The organism is Streptomyces sp. LMG1-1-1.1 (genome assembly GCF_040815545.1).
GTDB lineage: Bacteria > Actinomycetota > Actinomycetes > Streptomycetales > Streptomycetaceae > Streptomyces.
In genome coordinates this window covers 632,734-650,459 of record NZ_JBFPNH010000001.1, presented here as the reverse complement: position 1 = coordinate 650,459, position 17,726 = coordinate 632,734, and the positions used below count along the sequence as shown (strand labels likewise).

At 72.7% G+C, this 17,726-nt stretch carries 21 protein-coding genes, 1 tRNA gene and 2 pseudogenes; 8 read left to right on the top strand and 16 right to left on the bottom strand.

The features are described 5' to 3' along the window. Nucleotides 1-784 precede the first annotated feature (784 nt). A tRNA-Trp gene (locus MRBLMG1_RS02735) sits at nucleotides 785-861 on the top strand. Nucleotides 862-885: 24 nt separating this feature from the next. Here the strand turns inward: MRBLMG1_RS02735 and MRBLMG1_RS02730 are convergent. The 3 genes from MRBLMG1_RS02730 to MRBLMG1_RS02720 form a co-directional block, all read right to left on the bottom strand. Beyond that, on the bottom strand, nucleotides 886-1,338 hold the full coding sequence (locus tag MRBLMG1_RS02730; protein WP_367820259.1) for an SRPBCC family protein: 453 nt from the start codon (nucleotides 1,336-1,338) through the stop codon (nucleotides 886-888). An 88-nt stretch (nucleotides 1,339-1,426) separates the two neighbouring features. Continuing rightward, nucleotides 1,427-1,801, bottom strand: coding sequence for a PRC-barrel domain-containing protein (locus MRBLMG1_RS02725; RefSeq protein ID WP_367820257.1), 375 nt, complete (start codon nucleotides 1,799-1,801; stop codon nucleotides 1,427-1,429). A 61-nt stretch (nucleotides 1,802-1,862) separates the two neighbouring features. Then, nucleotides 1,863-2,087: a DUF6458 family protein gene (locus MRBLMG1_RS02720; protein WP_367820255.1), complete on the bottom strand. Its 225-nt coding sequence runs from the start codon at nucleotides 2,085-2,087 to the stop codon at nucleotides 1,863-1,865. A 262-nt stretch (nucleotides 2,088-2,349) separates the two neighbouring features. On the opposite strand from MRBLMG1_RS02720, the gene MRBLMG1_RS02715 reads away from it, so the two are divergent. Continuing rightward, entirely contained in the window at nucleotides 2,350-3,519 is a 1,170-nt protein-coding gene (locus MRBLMG1_RS02715; protein WP_367820253.1) for a serine/threonine-protein kinase, read from the top strand. 212 nt (nucleotides 3,520-3,731) lie between these two features. Next, complete coding sequence (locus MRBLMG1_RS02710) at nucleotides 3,732-3,875, top strand: hypothetical protein (RefSeq protein ID WP_367820251.1); 144 nt, start codon at nucleotides 3,732-3,734, stop codon at nucleotides 3,873-3,875. 150 nt (nucleotides 3,876-4,025) lie between these two features. Here MRBLMG1_RS02710 and MRBLMG1_RS02705 read toward each other — a convergent pair. The 3 genes and pseudogenes from MRBLMG1_RS02705 to MRBLMG1_RS02695 all read right to left on the bottom strand — a co-directional run bounded on the left by MRBLMG1_RS02705 (nucleotide 4,026) and on the right by MRBLMG1_RS02695 (nucleotide 6,448). Continuing rightward, nucleotides 4,026-4,584 (bottom strand): annotated as a pseudogene (locus tag MRBLMG1_RS02705) (transposase). Nucleotides 4,585-4,761: 177 nt separating this feature from the next. Continuing rightward, complete coding sequence (locus tag MRBLMG1_RS02700) at nucleotides 4,762-5,880, bottom strand: hypothetical protein (protein ID WP_367820250.1); 1,119 nt, start codon at nucleotides 5,878-5,880, stop codon at nucleotides 4,762-4,764. 16 nt (nucleotides 5,881-5,896) lie between these two features. Then, nucleotides 5,897-6,448: a hypothetical protein gene (locus tag MRBLMG1_RS02695; RefSeq protein WP_367820248.1), complete on the bottom strand. Its 552-nt coding sequence runs from the start codon at nucleotides 6,446-6,448 to the stop codon at nucleotides 5,897-5,899. A gap of 297 nt (nucleotides 6,449-6,745) precedes the next feature. Here MRBLMG1_RS02695 and MRBLMG1_RS02690 point away from each other — a divergent pair, with 297 nt between their 5' ends. The 4 genes and pseudogenes from MRBLMG1_RS02690 (at nucleotide 6,746) to MRBLMG1_RS02675 (ending at nucleotide 8,578) form a co-directional block, all read left to right on the top strand. Then, the gene (locus tag MRBLMG1_RS02690; RefSeq protein ID WP_367820246.1) at nucleotides 6,746-7,210 is read left to right on the top strand and encodes an ATP-binding protein; all 465 of its coding nucleotides are present in this window, start codon (nucleotides 6,746-6,748) and stop codon (nucleotides 7,208-7,210) included. A 692-nt stretch (nucleotides 7,211-7,902) separates the two neighbouring features. Next, nucleotides 7,903-8,057 (top strand): annotated as a pseudogene (locus MRBLMG1_RS02685) (serine hydroxymethyltransferase); the annotation flags it as partial. A gap of 40 nt (nucleotides 8,058-8,097) precedes the next feature. Then, a complete protein-coding gene (locus MRBLMG1_RS02680) occupies nucleotides 8,098-8,406 on the top strand; it encodes a hypothetical protein (RefSeq protein WP_367820326.1) in 309 nt (102 codons plus the stop codon). A gap of 37 nt (nucleotides 8,407-8,443) precedes the next feature. After that, nucleotides 8,444-8,578, top strand: a complete 135-nt coding sequence (locus MRBLMG1_RS02675; RefSeq protein WP_367820244.1) for a hypothetical protein — start codon at nucleotides 8,444-8,446, stop codon at nucleotides 8,576-8,578. Between the two features lie 330 nt (nucleotides 8,579-8,908). Here MRBLMG1_RS02675 and MRBLMG1_RS02670 read toward each other — a convergent pair whose 3' ends face one another. From MRBLMG1_RS02670 to MRBLMG1_RS02645, 6 genes are all read right to left on the bottom strand, one after another. Beyond that, complete coding sequence (locus MRBLMG1_RS02670; RefSeq protein WP_367820242.1) at nucleotides 8,909-9,190, bottom strand: hypothetical protein; 282 nt, start codon at nucleotides 9,188-9,190, stop codon at nucleotides 8,909-8,911. Between the two features lie 41 nt (nucleotides 9,191-9,231). Beyond that, a complete protein-coding gene (locus MRBLMG1_RS02665; protein ID WP_367820240.1) occupies nucleotides 9,232-9,456 on the bottom strand; it encodes a DUF6479 family protein in 225 nt (74 codons plus the stop codon). 243 nt (nucleotides 9,457-9,699) lie between these two features. Next, nucleotides 9,700-9,960 (bottom strand): GlsB/YeaQ/YmgE family stress response membrane protein, encoded by a 261-nt coding sequence (locus MRBLMG1_RS02660; RefSeq protein WP_367820238.1) that lies wholly within the window; start codon nucleotides 9,958-9,960, stop codon nucleotides 9,700-9,702. 358 nt (nucleotides 9,961-10,318) lie between these two features. Then, a complete protein-coding gene (locus MRBLMG1_RS02655) occupies nucleotides 10,319-11,332 on the bottom strand; it encodes a glutathione S-transferase family protein (protein ID WP_367820236.1) in 1,014 nt (337 codons plus the stop codon). 139 nt (nucleotides 11,333-11,471) lie between these two features. Continuing rightward, a complete protein-coding gene (locus tag MRBLMG1_RS02650) occupies nucleotides 11,472-12,032 on the bottom strand; it encodes a SixA phosphatase family protein (RefSeq protein WP_367820234.1) in 561 nt (186 codons plus the stop codon). Between the two features lie 50 nt (nucleotides 12,033-12,082). Then, complete coding sequence (locus tag MRBLMG1_RS02645) at nucleotides 12,083-12,619, bottom strand: glycosyltransferase (RefSeq protein WP_414721475.1); 537 nt, start codon at nucleotides 12,617-12,619, stop codon at nucleotides 12,083-12,085. Nucleotides 12,620-12,829: 210 nt separating this feature from the next. Here MRBLMG1_RS02645 and MRBLMG1_RS02640 point away from each other — a divergent pair, with 210 nt between their 5' ends. Further along, a complete protein-coding gene (locus tag MRBLMG1_RS02640; protein ID WP_367820233.1) occupies nucleotides 12,830-13,090 on the top strand; it encodes a hypothetical protein in 261 nt (86 codons plus the stop codon). Nucleotides 13,091-13,227: 137 nt separating this feature from the next. On the opposite strand, the gene MRBLMG1_RS02635 is transcribed toward MRBLMG1_RS02640, so the two are convergent. From MRBLMG1_RS02635 to MRBLMG1_RS02620, 4 genes are all read right to left on the bottom strand, one after another. Continuing rightward, the gene (locus tag MRBLMG1_RS02635) at nucleotides 13,228-14,517 is read right to left on the bottom strand and encodes a transposase domain-containing protein (protein ID WP_414721474.1); all 1,290 of its coding nucleotides are present in this window, start codon (nucleotides 14,515-14,517) and stop codon (nucleotides 13,228-13,230) included. Between the two features lie 446 nt (nucleotides 14,518-14,963). Then, nucleotides 14,964-15,500, bottom strand: coding sequence for a hypothetical protein (locus MRBLMG1_RS02630; RefSeq protein WP_367820229.1), 537 nt, complete (start codon nucleotides 15,498-15,500; stop codon nucleotides 14,964-14,966). Then, complete coding sequence (locus MRBLMG1_RS02625; protein ID WP_367820324.1) at nucleotides 15,497-16,762, bottom strand: molybdopterin-dependent oxidoreductase; 1,266 nt, start codon at nucleotides 16,760-16,762, stop codon at nucleotides 15,497-15,499. The genes MRBLMG1_RS02630 and MRBLMG1_RS02625 overlap by 4 nt, the downstream gene beginning before the upstream one ends. Before the next feature lie 341 nt (nucleotides 16,763-17,103). Next, the gene (locus MRBLMG1_RS02620) at nucleotides 17,104-17,664 is read right to left on the bottom strand and encodes a DM13 domain-containing protein (RefSeq protein WP_367820227.1); all 561 of its coding nucleotides are present in this window, start codon (nucleotides 17,662-17,664) and stop codon (nucleotides 17,104-17,106) included. Nucleotides 17,665-17,726 lie beyond the last annotated feature (62 nt).

Sequence of the window (17,726 nt, the reverse complement as noted above, 5' to 3'; positions counted from 1 at the left end):
GGCCTGGGGCGCCGGCCTGGGGCGCCGGCCTGGGGCGCCGGCCTGGGGCGCCGGCCTGGGGCGCCGGCCTGGGGCGGCATGCGAGCGGCCCGCACCTCGGGGAGGTGCGGGCCGCTCGCGAGTGCCGCCGACCCACGGGAAGGGGGGGAACCGCGGATCGTCCGGCGTGAGCGTGTCCCATCGCTCGACACCCGCATGCCCCGCCGACCGGGATCCATGCCACCCGGTCTTATTTCGCCCGGGGCGAGGCCCGGGCGGCTCACCCGCCACCCGGGGGGCGCCGGCGGCTCCACTCCCCCGGCGCCCGGAGGCGACGCCGCCGAAAGGAGAGCCCCGTGAGCACCACGGCCCGCGGGAGCATCCGGCGCGAGGACGACCGGACCCGTGTGCCCCGCTGGGACGTCGAACCGGTCCACCGCCCGCCACGTCCACGCGTACGCATGCGACCGCCCCGCATCGGGAGGGGGGGCCCGAGCGGGGCGGTCGCGAGGCTGTCGGCGCGTGGCACGGGAGTGGCCGCGGGCCGACGGCGTGGAGAGGTGGTCCTGCGGCGGCGCCGTGGCCCGCCTACCCGCGCGTCGGCGCGGCGGGACGGACGGAACGAGGGCGGGTACGTTGCCGGGCGACGGTCGTCCGGCAACCGGGAGACCGGCTACACGCCGGGCAGGCGGCCATTTGATCCACGGTCAACCCGGCAGGTACCGGGCGTGCGTGTCGTCCGTTGCCCGCCGCGAAATCCGGTGGCACCGCCTCCCGTCGGCGTGGCACGCTTACCGCACACCGAAGGGGTGTAGCTCAGATGGCCAGAGCGCCGGTCTCCAAAACCGGATGCCGCAGGTTCGACTCCTGTCACCCCTGCCAAGGGCGCGCCGGCGCCGGATCCTGTCAAACGGATCCGCGCCAGCCGCCCGTCTGCGGGCCGCCGTGCTCCTCGATGAACGACTTGAACCGCTTGAGGTCGCCGACGACCTTGCGCTTGACGAACCCGAGCTTGTCGCCCGCCTGTTCCGTCAGCCCCTCGGGGGCGAAGTCCATCTGGAGCATGACCTTCGTCCGGGTCGCGTCGAGACGGTGGAACGTGACGACGCCCGCCTGGCGGGCCTCGCCCTCGACCGTGGTCCACGCGACGCGCTCGTCCGGGATCTGCTCGGTGATGACGGCGTCGAACTCGCGCCGCACCCCGCCGATCTCCGTGACCCAGTGGGTGAGCGTGTCCGTACGCTGCTCGATCCGTTCCACGCCGTCCATGAAGCGCGGGAACGTCTCGAACTGGGTCCACTGGTCGTAGGCGGCGCGCACCGGGACCTCGACCTCGACCGACTCCTCCACCTTGGACATGGCGACACCTTTCTCTCGGACGGGGTTTCCTCTCCCCGTCGGGGACGTGCTGCTGCGCTGTGCGCTACCGGGACGGACCGGCGGCCCGTCAGAAGCCGCCCACGCCTCCCGGGAAGGGCCAGGAGGTGCGGTAGTACTGGCCGATCTCCTCGCGGTACTGACGGTCCGCGAGGTGCTTGTCGGAGATGAACTCGGGCGAGTCCTTCACCTGCTCCTTCGACAGGGCGAGGTAGAGGGTCTGCTCCTCCAGGTCGACGCGGGTCACCGCCCGCGCCGGGATGAGCACCTCCTTGCCGAAGATCCAGACGCCCGTGTCGACGACCAGGTAGGAGTCGTCCACCTCGTCGGAATGCTTGTCCACCTTGCCGATGTGCCCGTCGGATGCCTCGACGCGCCACCCGGTGAGGTCGGTACCCGCCAGGTGGCCGGACTCGGTGCTGAAGGACCACAGATGGTCGGTCATCGCTGTCACTCCTCTTGTCGGTGTGTTCGTGCAGGGCGCGGCGCCGGACGTGCGGGCCGCCTCAGAGCAGGTCACGACGGTCGTCGTCGGTGACCGTGGGCGCCACCGGCGGGACTACCATCCGGCGGCGGCGCAGAACGCTGCTGTAGACGGCGGTCCCGAGCAGGCCGACGCCCATCAGGATCAGGCCGACCAGATCGAGGTCGACGGCTTCGAGCTCCCAGTCGGTCGCGAACGTGATGATGGCGCCGACGGCGATCATGATGATGAACAGTCCCATACCCATGGTTGGTTGCTCCTCCCCTGCGGGTTGGACAGCGTCCGCGTACCCGGGTCTCCGGGGATCATTCCGCCTTCGCCGGAGACGTTCGGACCGGCCCTCCCGGCCCCGCGAGCACGCCAAGGCCGTCGATTCGCCGTCCTTCCAGGGGATGTTCATGGAGGGACGGGGCACGCGTTGAGCCGCGGGCCCGCGCAGGCACCGGCGGGCTACGCACCCGACTCCGGCCCGTCGGCAGAGGGCCGGCCACACCCCCAGGGAGCCCCCGATGCAGGTCCGAGCGAGGCCCGTACATCCGGACGTCACGTGGACGGCCCGTACCGTCGCCGGGCGCTACAGGATCGCCCGCCTCCTGGGTCGCGGCGGCGCGGCGGACGTGTACGAGGCGCTGGACCTGCGGCTGCGGCGCCCCGTGGCGGTGAAGGTGTTCCGGCCCACGGGTGCCCGCCGGACCGACGCCCAGTGCGACGAGGAGGCCCGGTTGCTGGCCCGGATGCACCATCCCGGCCTGGTGACCCTCTACGACACGGGCCGCGACGAGAGCCGGCCGTTCCTGGTGATGCAGCTCGTCCGGGGGACGACCCTGCGGCAGCGGATCGCCCGCGGGGTCCTCACGCCCGCCGAGACCTGCCGGACGGGAGCCGCCCTGGCCTCTGCCCTCACCCATGTGCACGCTCACGGAGTCGTCCACCGCGACGTCAAGCCGTCGAACATCCTGCTGGACCGGTCGGACACCCCGCTCCTCACTGACTTCGGCATCTCCCGCCGCGTCCATGCCGCGGACGACGCCCCCGAGGGCGCGGGCACCCTCGTCGGCACCGCCTCCTACATGGCGCCCGAGCAGGCGCTGGGCCGCAAGACGGGGCCTGCGGCCGACGTGTACAGCCTCGGCCTGGTGCTGCTCGAAACCCTCAAGGGCGAGGCGGAGTACGGCGGAACACCGCTGGAGGCGGCGCTGGCGCACCTGCACCGCCCTCCGGTGCTGCCCTCCGGCCTCCCGACGGAACTCGCCCGCCTGCTCACGGCTATGACCGACCGCTCCCCGGAGGCCCGCCCGGACGCCGCCACCTGCGCCCGGGTCCTCGCCGACCCGCGAACCGCGGAACGCACCTCCACGCCCTCCGCCGCACCCGGTTCCCGGGAGGCGGGAGTACGCGGGTCGAACGGTTCTCACGGTGCGAACGGTTCTCGCGGTGCGAGCGGTTCTCACCGTTCGCACCGGTCGCCCCGACCGCGCCGGTCCTCCGCCGCCCGGCCGGGGCGGTCCGGCGCCGGGCGCGCCGTGGCGGCGACCCTCGTCACGCTCGGGCTCACGCTGACCGGCTCGCTGGGCAGCGCGCCCGCCGGCGAGGCGGCGCCCCCGCCTCGCGACGGGGCGTCGGACGGCTCCCGGACGAGCACACCGGCGTCGCCGCTTCCCAAGCCAACGACCTTCTAAGACCCCATGCCTGACGATTCATCAGTACCACGGAGGTGTGCGGCGGCCGCTTGGGGCAATACGAAGTGCCAGGACCAGGACACGGAAGGAAGGTGGGGGCGTTGCGGGAGGCCGGGACCGGAGGCGGTTCGGCGGCCCCCTCCCCCCTTCCTTCCGGTAGGCGGCGCCCTCTCGGGAACCGTCCCGCGCGTTCGACATCGGAGGAGAATCCCATGACCACGTTGCTGAACCGCATCAAGCGATTCGCCCGCAGCCCCCAGGGCCGTGGCGCGGCGGCGTCCCTGCGCCGCGCCACGGCCGACCCGCGCAGGCGCGCCCAGGCACGCCGCCTGTTCGGCAAGCTGCGCCACCGCTGACGCCTGCTCGCCCGGCCCTCACAGCCGGACCGCCCACGCCCCGCGCGAGGTACCGCGCGGGGCGTCGGTGTGCGTACGGGCGCGTGCACGGCGCTTGCATCACCGCCACGCGAAGGCGACGTAAGGGGCCGCAAGCGGGCGTAAGAGGTCCTAACAGAGGCGTTGGACGTGTCGGTGGGTGATCAGGCAGGTGGCGAGGCCGAGGAAGGCTTCGTGGATGTCGTCGCGTCGTTCCCATCGGACGCATAGACGACGGAAGCCGTGCAGCCAGGCGATGGTGCGCTCGACGACCCACCGGTGCACTCCGAGGCCGGAGCCATGCGGGACACCGCGGCGGGCGATCACGGGCTTGATGCCCTGGGCCCAAACCCGGCGACGGTACTTGTCGTGATCGTAGCCCCGGTCTGCCAGCAGCACGTCGCAGCAGCACCAGGTGAAGCCGGTCCCACACGCTGGAACTCGTTCCAAGCTGCCAGCCGACGCCAGCACGTCATGCCGAAGCCGAGTTCCTGGGTAGGTACTCCCACTGGATCCCGGCGTGGAGAACGAACAGGATGCCGCACAGGGCCTGCCGGTCGGGCACCCGCGGCCGTCCCGCCACCAGCTTCGGTGCCGGGGCCGGCAGTAACGGCCCGATCGGAAGCCATAGTTCATCGGACACGATCCACGGCTGAGGGTTCCTCTTCGCCACGAACGGGTCAACGAGCATCCAAGCCGACAGTCACACCATCGACGGCTTCTGTTTGGACCTCTAAGGCGCGTACGGGCAGGATCGCCGGAGAGGCGCGCCTGCGGGGAAGCCGGTGTCGGACATGCCGTCGGCCCGGCGGTGCGGACCGCGAGGACGATCGCACCGCCGGGCACGGGAAGGGGGCACCTCCGGGCGTCAGGTGGACAACAGGCGCTGGAACAGGGCGCGGTACTGGCAGAGGGCGAGGCGCAGGCTCTCGGTGTCGGCCTCCAGCCCCTGGCTCCACTGCCCCTCCAGGGTGTGCCGGTGCTGGGCGAAGGTGTCCGCCAGGGTCCTCATCACGTCCCCGACGAGGACGTCGGCCGCGTGGACCGCCTGGCGGGGGTCGTCGATGAACTGGCCCTGGACCTCGTGCCAGCGGCGACGGAACTCCCCTTCCTCGGCCGGACCGAGCAGATCGGGGATCGCCTCCGCGTCCGCTCCGGCGACGCCGGGTCGCGCGGCGCGTCCGTTGTCCGGCCCCTGCGATGACTCCTGCGGGGCGGGGGCGGCGTGCCGGGCGTGACCACCGTGGGACGCGGGCGCCTGGCCCGGGGGCGCGGAGGGCAGGGGCGGGGACGGGAGCATGGCCTGCGGGTGCGCGGGCGGCGTCCTCTGAGCCGGTACCTGCGGGGACGCCGCGGGCGGAGGCGGCGGGCCGCCGGGGCCGCCGGGCCGGGACTGATCGTGCCCGTGCCGGCCGGGCTGCGACTGATCATTCTGCGTACCGCCCTGATGGAGCTGGTCGCGCCGGGGCTGGTCCTGCTCGGGCCCACCCTGCTGCGGCGTGCCCTGCTGAGGCCCACCCTTCTGCGGCCCACCGGGCTGGGGCCCGCCCTGCTGCAGCTGGTCGTCCTGGGGCTGGTCGTACTGGGGCTGGTCGTACTGGGGGTGGTCGTACTGGGGCGGGGTCGGTGCGACCGTCGGGCTGCCCGGGGTCCCTGAACCGGTCGTGGGGCTCGGCGGCGTGGGCGGGACGGAGGACGGGGCCTGGGGCGCGGACGGGCGGCGCGCGTCGGCCTCCTCCGCGCCGGGCTGTCGCGGCGGGGCCGGTGCGACCGTCGGGCCGTGCTCCGGCGGGCGCACCGCGTCGCCTCCGGTCGTCGCGGGCCCGGGACGGCCGGGGACGGTCCGGCCCTGTCCGGTCCGCGGCTCGGGGCGGTCCGCCGGCTCGGGGCGGCCCTCCGACCGGTCGGGGTACTCGCCCGCCGGGTCCGTGTGGTGTCGTCGACCCGGAGCGCGGGTCGTGCGCTCGGACGTCTCGTGGTGTCGCATCTCTCCTGCCTCTGCGTCAGGACCGGCGTGTGCCGGTCGGCTCGCCGTCGGCGAGCAGGTCGTCGAAGAGGGTGCGGTAGTGCATCATCGCGCCCCTCAGCTGTTCGGTGGTGGCGGCGTTGTGGGTGCTCATGGCGTGGACATCCAGAGCCGCCCGGTAGTGCTCAAGGACGCGGCCGTGCCGCACCGACAGGTCACGCAGCCGCTGCTCGTGGCCCTCGTCGGGGTAACCCCGGTCGCGCATCAGGGCCGCCACCAGTTCGTCGGCATCGTGGACTGCGGCCTCGGGCCGGTCCACGAACTCCTCCTGGACGCGCATCCACCGCAGCGCGTACTGCTCCCGCGCCTCACCGGGCACCGGCTTGATCTCCAGGTCGGCGAAACGGCGTTCGCGGGCGTCCAGTTCCTGCTCCGCGGCCCTTCTGCTACCGGTCGCGTTGACGGCCCGTTCGTACTCGGGCCCGAAGCGGTCGCGCAGTCGCGTTCGCCGTCGGTGCTCCACCGCCACAGCGGCGGCGAACCCGACCACGACGACGACCGCAACGACGGCCAAGACGATTCCGATCAACTTCGGTTCCCACCTTCCGCGTTCTCTCTCGTAGTCGCTCTCTTCCGTCCCGGCCCTTCGGCGGCCTGGGACTCATGGAGGTCCGCGTGCCCCTCGCCCAAGAAGGCAAACCCGGCATCCAGGACGGGCCGGGCGGACACGGAAGGCGAGCGGACAGGAGAGCGGGGACGGAGACGGAGCCCACATCCGATCGCACGACAGTGCAGTAAGTGGAGATATCGGGGCATAAGGACAGCCCACGGGCAGGACGCGCACAGAGCTCCGGAAGACCCGGCCGTGCGAGACGGAGAGCGAACGATGCGGAAGACCGACGACGCGCACATCACCCACGCCTTCGCCCGGGGCGACCTCTCGCCCTCCCGGGCCCGCCGCCTCACCGTGGACTTCCTGCACGGTCTCACACGGCACGGCCGGCCCGTGCCGCCCTGCGCGGTGGACGCCGCCCGACTCGTCACCAGCGAGCTGGTCACCAACGCCCTCAAGCACGCCCCCGGCCCCCTTCTACTGGAGCTACGGCTGGAGCGCGGGCTGGCCGCCATCACCGTGTGGGACAGCCAGCCGGCCCTACCCGTGGTCGGCGACACCGACCCGACCCGCGTCGGACAGCACGGCCTGGAGGCCGTGACGTCCGTCGCCAGGCACTTCGAGGTCCAGCGGGAGTCCGTCGGCAAGCGGGTGACCGCTCGCATCGCCCTGGACGGCGAGCCGACCCCCGAGCGCGCACCGGCGCACGACGGGAGGGCCACCGGGGTCCGCCGGTGACCGGTGGCGAAGGTCGGCGCCCGCGGATGGCGACACCCTGGGCGCGGTCCTGGCGGAGAACCACCGGGGTCCGCCAGTGACCGGTGGCGAAGGGCGGCGCCTGTGGATGGCGACACCCTGGGCGCGGTCCTGGCGGAGGGTCACCGAGGTCCGCCAGTGACCGGCGACGAAGGGCGACACCTGGGGACGGCGACACCCCGGGCTCGGTCCTGGCGGATGCGCCGACCGCGCCCACCGGCTCGCGCCCCGCGCGGTCCCTCTGCTCGTGGCGGACGCCGGGCGGCGGCTGGGGCTGAGCGGGGCCCGGGTTTACGTGGCCGACCTCCAGCAGCAGGGGGTGCCGCTGGACGCCGTCCTGGGCACCGCCTACGGCCGGCTCCTCCTGGTGAAGCTGGTGTTATTCGGCGAGGGCGAGCCTGCTCGCCCTCGCCGCCGGGGGCCGGATGCTGTCCGGCGCGAACGCCCAGACACCCGCGCGCGTCGAGGCCTCTGTGCTCGCGGCGATCCTGGTCGTCTCGGCGCTGCTCACCGTGGTGCCGGATCCCCGCGGACTCGGGTACTGAGGCGGACCCATGGAGCGTCAGCCCCGCCCGACCCCGCACGGCCGGCCCCGGGGAACCCCCCGGGGCCGGCCGTGCGGGGTGAACGGTTCAGCACTTAATAATGTTCACCGCGAGACCGCCGCGCGCGGTCTCCTCGACCTGCGCGACAGCGAGCTGGACGGCCAGCAGGCCGAGGACCGTCTCCACGAGGTCGGCATCAAGGTCAGCCGGAACGCCGTCCGAACGGCCCGCACCCGCCGATGGTCACCTCCGGTCTGCGCGCATGGCCAGTAGCGCTCCCGACCCCCGAGCGGGGCGTCCCGGCTCACGGCCGACGACGGGACCGTGGGCGTAACGACACTGCCCGTCGACAACTCGCTCGCGGCACACGCGTACCGCATCGAGTCGGTACGGCTGAGCCGGCCGGACTCCGGCGGCAGGGAGCGTGCGGGATGGACCCCGGTCGTGGACGGCATCGGCCGGATGGGCGTCCTGCGGGTCACCGCACCGGAAAACGACGCCGCACTCCTGCACCGGCGCCAGGGCCTCTCCGACCCGGCCGCCATAATTCGGGCCACCATGCAGCCGCTCAGCGACGTGCTGGCCCGGACCATGCGTACCCGATCGATGCGCCTCCAGGCGGAGCTGCCTTGAGCCTTCAGGCCGCCGCGCACCATCCGTACGGCGGCGGGTGACCTCCAGCGCCGTCTGGAGTCAGTCCGCGTACGACGTCGGGGGGGACGCGTACGACCACAGCTCGGAGGGAGACGTACTGCATCCGACGCTGCTGAACGCCATGGACCACGACCTCGCGTGCGACGGCTGAGGCGGCGCCGGACGCGGGCCGCCGCGGCCGCCTACCGCTCAACCCAGCACGCCGACGGCAGCCTCGAAGGGATCGCAGTGGATATCGACCGTCCCCTGGGGCGCTGGACCCCAGAGCAGTTGCCGACCTGCGTGGCCGGTGACCTCGACACCGCCACCGCCACTCCCACCGCCACCGCCACCGCCACCGGCCGACTGGAGTGGATCAACTCCGGCCGCTACCGTCCCGCAGCTGTCCGCGACCGGCGGCTTCGTAGCCGACGCAACCCACTCTCCTCCCCGCCGGATGACACCCCGGGCGCCGGTGAACCCACCGACGCCCGCGCACCCGTCAGCCGTCGTGTGACCGCGTCTGCTCCTCGCGTCCGACTCCGGGGCGCTGGTTCTTGGCAGCGTGGCCGCCGGCGCCCTTCCGGTCGGTGGTTTCATGGCCGGCGGTCCCGCGGCGCTCGCCGGTCTCGCGCCGGCCGCTGGAGGGTCCCCCGGAGGACACGGCCTCGGCGGCCTCCCTCCGGGCCTCCTCGTCGCCGCTCTCCCCCACCGCGTCGGCAGGGGTGGTGCGCGGCCGGCTGCCGCGGCCGTCGTCCGTCGTGCGCTGCTTCTTCTCGCCCATGCTGTCTCCTCCGCTCAATCGGGGGACGTACGCGTCCCTCCTCATCGATCCCGCCCCTCGTCCGGGGCGGACCAGGAATCCCGCCTCGCCTCCGCGGGTGGCGGCTGGGCGACACGGGCGTTCCGCCGCCTGCGGGCGACGCGCCGGGAGCCCCACCAGAACGACGCGAGCAGCACGGCCACCAGCACCACTCCCACCAGGATCAGGAGCAGCGAGGACGATCCGGACGCGGCGAGTTCGGAGGTGGCAACTAGGGAGAGAGACATGAATCTGCCTTCCTGACAGGGCTAAAACAGGTCAAACCGTGATGTCGGCGCTGCTACCCCGGCATCGGCGATGCAATCGCGGCGGCACCGTGCCGGAGGAGGGTCCGCCCTCGCTCGCTCGTTCCGGCCTGGTCCTGGGAAACCGGTCCGCTCGGCACACTGCTGCCCCCGACCGCTGAGGAGCTGTCGGGGGCAGCAGCGGGGCGGCCGACAAGGGGCGGGGGCGCCGGGCCGCGGACGATGTCACCTGTGCCGGGCGAAGAGCCGGTAGAGCGCCAGGAGGATGAGCGATCCGACGATGGCGGCGATCCAGGTGGACAGCTCGAAGAAGCCGTCGACGGAGTCCACGCCGAAGATGACCTTGCCCAGCCAACCGCCGAGCAGGGCTCCGACGATGCCGATGATCGTGGTGACGATGAAGCCGCCCGGGTCCTTTCCGGGCATCACCATCTTGGCGATGATGCCCGCGAGAAGCCCGAGGATTATCCAGGCGATTATTCCCATGATTCCTTCCGTCCCGTGTCGTGAATCCTGCTGTATTCGTACCGGCCTGCTCCGGAGCCCTACAGCATGCCCCGGACCGCCGTCGGCAGCGCGGCGTGGAACGCCGCCCGGAACGACGTCCGGACGCTCCAGGCCACCAGCCGGAGCTGGCGTTTCACCCCGCGCACGACCCCTCGGTGAAGGAGGGCGCCCGGAGTCCGTCGGAGCCACGTCCGACGCCTTCCCCAGCGACCGTGACGGCGCGATCCGAATGTCACGACCATCTCCTCCCGGTCACCGAACGGCGGGCCGTTTCAGCGAAAAGCCGATTTCCACTTCCTGCGTCTTCTGCACTTTCTTCTACGCCATCTGCGCGCATTCAAACATGGGAATCCGTATCGAATTCCGAGCCGAGCGGCGCCACGCGCTCGGCCGGGGGCGGCGGCCCGGGCGGGGTGCCGTCGCCGAAGGGCCGGCCGCCGAGTTCCTCCCGGTAGTGCGGCGCGAGCCATCCGCGGACGTCCGGGCCCCGGGGGACGATCCCGGTCGGATTGATGTCGTGATGGACGACGTAGTAATGCGCCTTGATCTGCGCGAAGTCGATCGTGTCCCCGAAGCCGGGCGTCTGGAACAGGTCCCGCGCGTAGGCCCAGAGGGCCGGCAGTTCGCTCAGTTTCTGCCGGTTGCACTTGAAGTGGCCGTGGTAGACGGCGTCGAAGCGCACGAGGGTCGGGAACAGGCGGACGTCGGCCTCGGTGAGGGTGTCGCCGACCAGATAGCGCCGGCGTCCGAGCCGCTCCTCCAGCCAGTCCAGCCGTTCCCACAGCCTTCGGTACGCCTGGTCGTACGCCGCCTGGTCACCGGCGAAGCCGCACTGGTAGACGCCGTTGTTGACGTCCCGGTACACCTTGTCGGCCACGTCGTCGATCTCGTCGCGCCACCTCTCCGGATACAGCTCCGGGGCCCCGTCCCGCTGATGAGCCGTCCACTCGCCGCCCAGGTCGAGCGTGATCCGCTCGAAGTCGTTGGTCACCACCCGGCCGGTCGGGACGTCGACGATCGCGGGCACGGTGATGCCCTTCGGGTAGCCGGGTTCGCGCGCCTCGTACGCCTCCCTCAGCCACTCGATCCCGAGGACCGGATCCCGGCCCCCGGCGTCGAGGTGGAAGCACCAGCTCCGCTCGTCGTGCAGAGGGCCGGCGATCCCCATCGGGAGCACGCCCTCCAGTCCCATCAGACGCCGCACGATCGCGCTCCGGTTCGCCCACGGGCAGGCCCGGGCGATGATCAGGCGGTACCGCCCGGGCTCCACCGGAAAACCGTCCCGTCCGTCAGCCGTGATCCGGGTCGTGATGTACGCGCGGTCGCGCTCGTACGCGCCGTCACCGGTCATCGTTCCGCACCCTCCTTCTCGTGTGCGGGAGCCCGCCACAGCACGGCCTCACGGCACCGCACAGGCTGGGCTCCTGCCCACCACGGCACCGCCCACCCGCCGGCGGAACCGGCCGGACTCTCCGTCCGGGCCGACGGGATCAGTCGGCCGGTGACCAGCAGGCGATCACCCTTCCACTGCCGGGGGCCAGCCGCTCCCAGCCCTCGGGCACCTCGATCACCACCACTCCCGAGGTCGGGAAGCCCGCCCTCACCCGCTTCAGCAGCTTCGGAGGGCCGCTCCCGCACAGTCCGGCGGCCAGCTCGTGGATCCCCGGGTTGTGGCCGACGAGGACCACGGCACGAAGGCCCGGACCCCGCTCCGCCAGTACGGAGACCAGCTTGCTCGGCGGCATGTTGTAGAGGCGCTCGTCGTAGACGACGGGCGGCGGGTCGTCCAGCGCGGAGGCCGCGAGCCGCCACGTCTGGCGGGTCCTGCGCGACGGGGAGCACAGCACGAAGTCGGCCCTGGGACCGGAGTCCGCGAGCCACTGGCCGGTCCGGTGCGCGTCACGCCTGCCCCGCTTGCTCAGCTCGCGGTCGATGTCGTCGACCCGCCGGTCCTTGCGCACGGCCTTCGCGTGGCGCACCAGCAACAGCCGGAACCCGGCCTCGCCGTCGCCGCCCGGTGACGCCCGCCTGGATCCGGACTCCATGGACATGGCGTCTCCTTCCGCGCGCGTACGACTCCGAGTCGTTCCGGATGGTGCGCCTACCCCGTCTCGGTGTCCGCACGCACCGGCACGGCGGCGCCGCGGTCCACCATCGGCCCCCGGTCAGCCGGCGACAGACGGGCGAGCGCGGCCGACACCGGTGCGACGCCGTCCTCCGCGGCGAGGCCGTCGGCCGGCGCGCGGGCGCGGGCGGCGTGCGAGCCGTCCAGCGTCGCCCGGCGCAGGTCGTCGGCCAGGGACCCGGCGGTCAGCCGGCGCAGCGGCACCGCCCCGGGCGAGGTGCCCAGCGCGGTCAGCCGGGAGGCCCGGAACGCCGCGTCGAACGGCACCGGCACCGGCACCGGCACCGGCACCGGCACCGGGACGGTGGGCACCTCGGCCCGCAGGACGGCACCGGTCGTGCCCGCCCCCGCGTGGTGGACGACGACAGCCGCCCGGGAAAGCAGCAAGAAGTGCGGCACCTCGCCGACGGTCAGGACGTCGTCACCCCGGGCGTCACGGCCCGCCGCCCAGCCGTGCTGAACGATCCCGCGCACCTTCGCGGCCCCCAGGGCGATGACGATCGCGCGGCTCACCGCTCGGGGTCGGGCACGGTAGCGCTGCCCAGCCGACGAAGACCGGCAGGAGCCCGGCGGCGAGGCAGTCCCCCAGCTCTCCGGGCAGCCGTCCGCCGGGGGCCTCGTGCGGCCAATGCAGTTGCCTTTGAGTTGCGGGGGATCGTCGCCCTGTCTGTGACGGAGTAGGGCGCGGGCCGGCAGGTCAGACACGCTCCGTACCATCCATAGGTGATCAACCCGTTCTTCCACACACCCAGACGCCGCTTCATCACCCTGGCCACGCTGGCCGCCGTCGTCGCCTTCGGGTGGTACGCCGTTCAGCCGGTCGATCCACGATGCGCGACCTACGCAGTCGGCTCAGGGTCCCTCACGTCCGCCGGCACTTCGGCGGAAGAGAGGGAAGCCGCAGCCAGGCAGGCTTACGAGGACGCCTTGGCCGACGGCACATGCGGACCATCCCACGCCCGATTCCGAGACTGGCTCGGCTGACCTGAGCCCGCAGCCCCGACGCGCTGCGGCCCTTGGCGCCGTCGTGGGACCCGCGACGAGGTAGAGGCCGCCACTGCTCTCGCCCGGGCCCGAGCCGAGGAGCCGATCGTCATTCTCGGTCCCTCGTCACCTACTCCTTAGGCGGTGACGAGGCTCGGGTTCCCCTGAGTACCGGTCTTCCGGCTCGGCGGTTGCTCTTCGGCTTCGTGGTCTGGTTGTGCGCCCAGCGGCCGGGCTGGACGGTGCCGCGCCTGGCGCGGGTCCTCAGGACGGGCCAGCGGCTCGGCTTCTTGATCGCGCGTGGGCAGTCCCGGCCGCGCCGGGCCGGGAGGAGGCGTGCGCGTGCCTCCCGCCCGGCCTCGGCGAAGGAGCGGGTGAGCTTGGTGGCGGTCGCTCCGAGCTGGGAAGGGATGATGCGGACGCACTTCAGGTAGGAGACACGGTCGGTGTCCACGGCCGGTCGGGTAAGTGCGGCTGTGTGGGCGAACTGGCGGATGGCGTGGTGGACCGCGAGGTAGGCCCACAGTTCCTGCCGGACGCCCTCCGGTGTCCGTGACCTGATCGGCCCGCCTGGAGCCGCGGTCGGCGATGACCAGGTCGCCGGGGCCGGTGGAGCCGGCCAGCGGGTAGGCGAGGCTACGTTCTCCGTCGCGGTAGCCGCCGAGGCGGGCATCGAGGACTCCGTGCGTTCCGATCTCGGCGAGGACCACCGCCCTGACCTGGGGGAATCCGAAGGGGACGCCGCCGGTGGTGGAGGGGCCGTCGAAGGTGTCGCCGTTGCTCGTCGAATCCGGGAGATCGAACTGGGTGCCGTCCAGGGCAAGGAGCCGCAGTTCTCGCCACCATGCGCCGGGCGTGGCCGGGGTGGCGAGCGGGCCGGCCACTTGGCGGAACACGGTCTCCAGCACGTCCTCGCCGAGGCGGGCGCGGGCCCGGCACAATGACGACCGGTTCACCCGCGCGAGGGCCCGGCTGCCCGGGATGCCGCTGGTCAGCACCCGCAGCACCTCCTCGTACGACTCCCGGGCGAACAGGCACAGGGCCAGGACGAAGTACACGACCAGCCTCGCCGACAGGAGGCGGCGGCGCCGCTCGCCACGGTCGTGCTTGGTTATCGCCGCGTCCACCAGCTCGGCGGTGAACACCTTCGTCAGGATCCCGATCCGCACCCGCCGGCCCGCGTCCCACCCCGTCACACGCGGGGCAACGATCTTCCCGGCACAAAGGCAACTGCATTGGCCTCGTGCGGCCACCCGTACCCCGACACCTCCAGCCCGACGGGCCTGTCCCGGGGCCACGAGACCACGAGTCCGCCGTAGCCGCGGAACACCCGCCGCGCCCGACGCCGGGACCGGCCCGCCGCCACAAGCCCGTACCGCCGCGGCAGACCGCACGCCGTCGCAGAAGTGCGGCTCCACCGACGTCATGACGTCCCGTCCGCTCAGCCGGTTCCCCGCCGCGCCCGGGGGCCTGGTCCCGAGTGCCGGAGCGGGGATGTCTCCAGTCTGTGGATCGGCTGGAGGTGGAGTCCCAGAGCGGGCACCGCCAGACCGTCGACGAGGGCGTAGCCGAGCGGGCCGAGCGCCCCGCCGACGAGGAGCACCCCCGCCCTCGCGCGCCGCTCGCACGAGTGCCGCCGTCATCTCGTCGACCGCGCTGCGGGCCCTCGCCACGAGGCGTACGAGCTTGGCGGCGGCGAGACCGGCACCCAGACCCTTGTACGGCGCGCCGTAGCCGCGCGACCCCGCGGTCGTCATCGCGATGCGCACCCCCGCCGGCGTGCCCCGCCGGGGGTGCGACCGCGCGGAGGACCTTCCCGCACCAGCACCGTCCGGCGGAGTGCGGCGCAGAACGGGGGCCGCCTCTGGGCCCGTCAGTCCGTCGCCCTGCCGGCACGTGTCTGAGTCCGGGCGGTCCGTCTGTTCTCCCTCGTGCCACGCCACATGCGGAGGAGAAGGACGGCGGCCGAGGTCGCGAAGAGGGCGGCGGTGATGAGTAGCCAGCGGGCGAGGAACACGTCCGCGGGGAGGGCGGTGGAGGCGGTGAAGTGATCCACTTGGCGGAAGATCAGCGGCCACCAGACGAGGAGCAGGACGGCGGAGACGAAGCCTGGCACGCGGATGTGGTTGACGCTCACCCGTGGCGCGGGGCCGCCCGCGTCCGGGGTGGGTCCGAAGAGTGCCTGGGCCGCCCGGTCGGTCACCGAGTACAGGGGGAGCAGCACGAGGTCGTGCAGGAGTGCGGCGCCGACGAACCAGAGGGCCACGCCGACGGTGTCTCCGTCGAGGAGTCTCACGCCCGCGTAGCCGGCGAGAGCGAAGGAGGCGAGGACCAGGAGTAGGTGGAGCGGGGAGGCGCCGTAGCGGCGGCGGAAGGTGTTCGTGCCCGCGTGTGGGGGGCGGGGCCTCATGCCGGCTCCCCGAAGGTGAGGCGGGTGACCCATTTGGTGTTGTGGACGCCAGGGGCGCCGGGAACGATCACGCGGGCCGGGTAGCCGTGGTCGTGGGAGAGGGCGGCCCCGTTGACGCGCACGGCGAGGAGCGAGCGGGCGTCACGGGCCTGGTTGTCGCGCAGGACGACGGCGCTGAACGAACCGCCGCGTTGTACGGACTCCACCAGCACGCGCGGGGTGCTGGTGCCGAGGCCGACGAGAGCGGCCAGTTCGGTGAGTCGGACTCCGGTCCAGTGCTGGTCGGGGGTCGACCAGCCTTCCACGCAGGCGATGGGCAGGGAGGACTTGCTCTGGGGCAGGGCCAGCAGTTGGTCGTAGGTCAGGTCGACCTGTCGGCCGGCGCCGCGTACGGTCAGCCGCCAGGCGGGGCCGATGTCGCTGGGCCGGATGCCGACCGAGGCGGCGGTCTTGTTGATCTGGAAGCCGTTCGGTCCGGGGCCCGGGTCCTGACCGTGCGGGGCGAGCAGCGCCGTCTGCCGGAACCAGCCGCCCACGCTCTGTCCGGCGGTGACCACGAACAGGGCCAGTGACCCGAGCCCGACCATGCCCAGCGCACCCCGGCGGGAGATCGTCGGCGCCGCCGGGCGCGGGGAGACCAGCCCGGCCGCCTCCTCCGTACCGGCCGCGGGCTCCCCCAGCCGGGTCCTGACCGCGCGCAGGGCCTTCGGCAACCGGAAGACCACGTGGACCACGAAGGCACCGGTGAACACCCAGGCACCGTAGAAGTGCAGCGTGTAGAAGGAGCCCGGGAAGATGTAGTGCAGCTGCACGTTGAGGATGCCGGTGGCGAACTCGAACCCCGCTCCCCCCACCAGCAGGAGCAGGGACAGCCGCTCGATGCCGTGGGCGACCGACCGCACCGGAGGCCACTCGAACAGCTTCGGGATCACCGACCAGAGCTTCGCGAGGAGCACCGGCACCAGCACGATCCCGAGCGTGACGTGGACCCCCTGGGTGACCCGGTAGAGCCAGTACGGGGACGTCGGCCAGGAGAAGAGGTAGAAGCCGAGCCATCCCTTGTCCGGCGTCTGGTCGTTCGCCACGGCCAGATCCGGGTTGTACGCGGCGTACGACAGCAGGCCCGTCACGATCAGAACGGTGATGCCGACCAGCAGGACCAGCCCCAACACCGCTGTCAGCCACGGACCCCGCAGGGGGCTGCGCCAGAACTCGGGACGGGCCGGGCCCGGTGGCGGCCCGGCCGTCGGTACGGATGCCAGGGCCGCTCGGATTCGTGTCGACGGTGTCGGCCTGGAAGGGCCCGCCCCCGGTCCGGGACGGGAGGACCCGTCGGGTACAGGTACAGCCGGTCGACCTGCCTCCCGGGAAGGGGGCCGCCCCGGCGTGCTCTGTTCCTCGGGCGAGGGCCGTGGAGCGTCCTCGGAGCCGCCCGGCCCGCTGCCGTCCGCATCCACGCGACACCTCCACAGACGCCCGTATACCGGGACTCACCAGAGATCACCTGCTGAGGAGAACATGCCGCATCGACGCCGGAGACCTCCCGTGACACGCCAGCCCGAATCCCCTCGGGCGGTGTCGACGCCGTGCGGCTGTCCGCGGGTCAGGTGCGGGCGAGCTCAGCGGCGCCGAAGGAGACGTCGAACCGGTCGCACCAGATGCTGACGCTCGAGTACTTCGACCAGTCGAGGTCGGCGGGCAGCGGGTAGTTCTGGTCGCCCCTGTTGCCTTTCAGCTTGGCGAGGTTGACGTACTGTCCGTCGTCGAAGAGGCCCCAGCCCGCTTTGCCCTCCTTGACGGGTGCGTCACTCAACCAGACACGCACGTCAGGGCCGCTGCTCGTGTCCAGGCCTTCGAGGCGGAGCGTGTGGGTGCCGTCCGCGAGCCGGATGATCTTCACCGCGCCGGTCGTGGTGTGCTCGTGGCTGATGAAGGTGCCCTGCGCGACCGTGACCGGCCCCGCCGGAGAGGGAGCGGTCGCCGCGGACTCCGGCACACCCGGCGCGGGAGCATGCGAGGCCGGGTTGGCGAAAGGCAGCGCCTCGTTCACCGTCTCGTCCACCCACAACGCCCACGGCTTGAACCACACCAGTCCGGCCGCCACCACCGCCAGACCCGCCACGACGGCCGCGGCCCACCACTGCTTCCTCCCGACGCGCCCCACGACGCCCCCTTCCAAGCCCGCTCTTCACCATCATCTTCATCCGCCATCCAAGGCGATCGGGC

Coding starts and splice junctions, on each gene's coding strand:
- MRBLMG1_RS02730 (WP_367820259.1), bottom strand. CDS start 1,338: ATGTCCAAGGTGGAGGAGTCGGTCGAGGTCGAGGTCCCGGTGCGCGCC.
- MRBLMG1_RS02725 (WP_367820257.1), bottom strand. CDS start 1,801: ATGACCGACCATCTGTGGTCCTTCAGCACCGAGTCCGGCCACCTGGCG.
- MRBLMG1_RS02720 (WP_367820255.1), bottom strand. CDS start 2,087: ATGGGTATGGGACTGTTCATCATCATGATCGCCGTCGGCGCCATCATC.
- MRBLMG1_RS02715 (WP_367820253.1), top strand. CDS start 2,350: ATGCAGGTCCGAGCGAGGCCCGTACATCCGGACGTCACGTGGACGGCC.
- MRBLMG1_RS02710 (WP_367820251.1), top strand. CDS start 3,732: ATGACCACGTTGCTGAACCGCATCAAGCGATTCGCCCGCAGCCCCCAG.
- MRBLMG1_RS02700 (WP_367820250.1), bottom strand. CDS start 5,880: ATGCGACACCACGAGACGTCCGAGCGCACGACCCGCGCTCCGGGTCGA.
- MRBLMG1_RS02690 (WP_367820246.1), top strand. CDS start 6,746: ATGCGGAAGACCGACGACGCGCACATCACCCACGCCTTCGCCCGGGGC.
- MRBLMG1_RS02670 (WP_367820242.1), bottom strand. CDS start 9,190: ATGGGCGAGAAGAAGCAGCGCACGACGGACGACGGCCGCGGCAGCCGG.
- MRBLMG1_RS02665 (WP_367820240.1), bottom strand. CDS start 9,456: ATGTCTCTCTCCCTAGTTGCCACCTCCGAACTCGCCGCGTCCGGATCG.
- MRBLMG1_RS02660 (WP_367820238.1), bottom strand. CDS start 9,960: ATGGGAATAATCGCCTGGATAATCCTCGGGCTTCTCGCGGGCATCATC.
- MRBLMG1_RS02655 (WP_367820236.1), bottom strand. CDS start 11,332: ATGACCGGTGACGGCGCGTACGAGCGCGACCGCGCGTACATCACGACC.
- MRBLMG1_RS02650 (WP_367820234.1), bottom strand. CDS start 12,032: ATGTCCATGGAGTCCGGATCCAGGCGGGCGTCACCGGGCGGCGACGGC.
- MRBLMG1_RS02635 (WP_414721474.1), bottom strand. CDS start 14,517: ATGACGTCGGTGGAGCCGCACTTCTGCGACGGCGTGCGGTCTGCCGCG.
- MRBLMG1_RS02630 (WP_367820229.1), bottom strand. CDS start 15,500: ATGAGGCCCCGCCCCCCACACGCGGGCACGAACACCTTCCGCCGCCGC.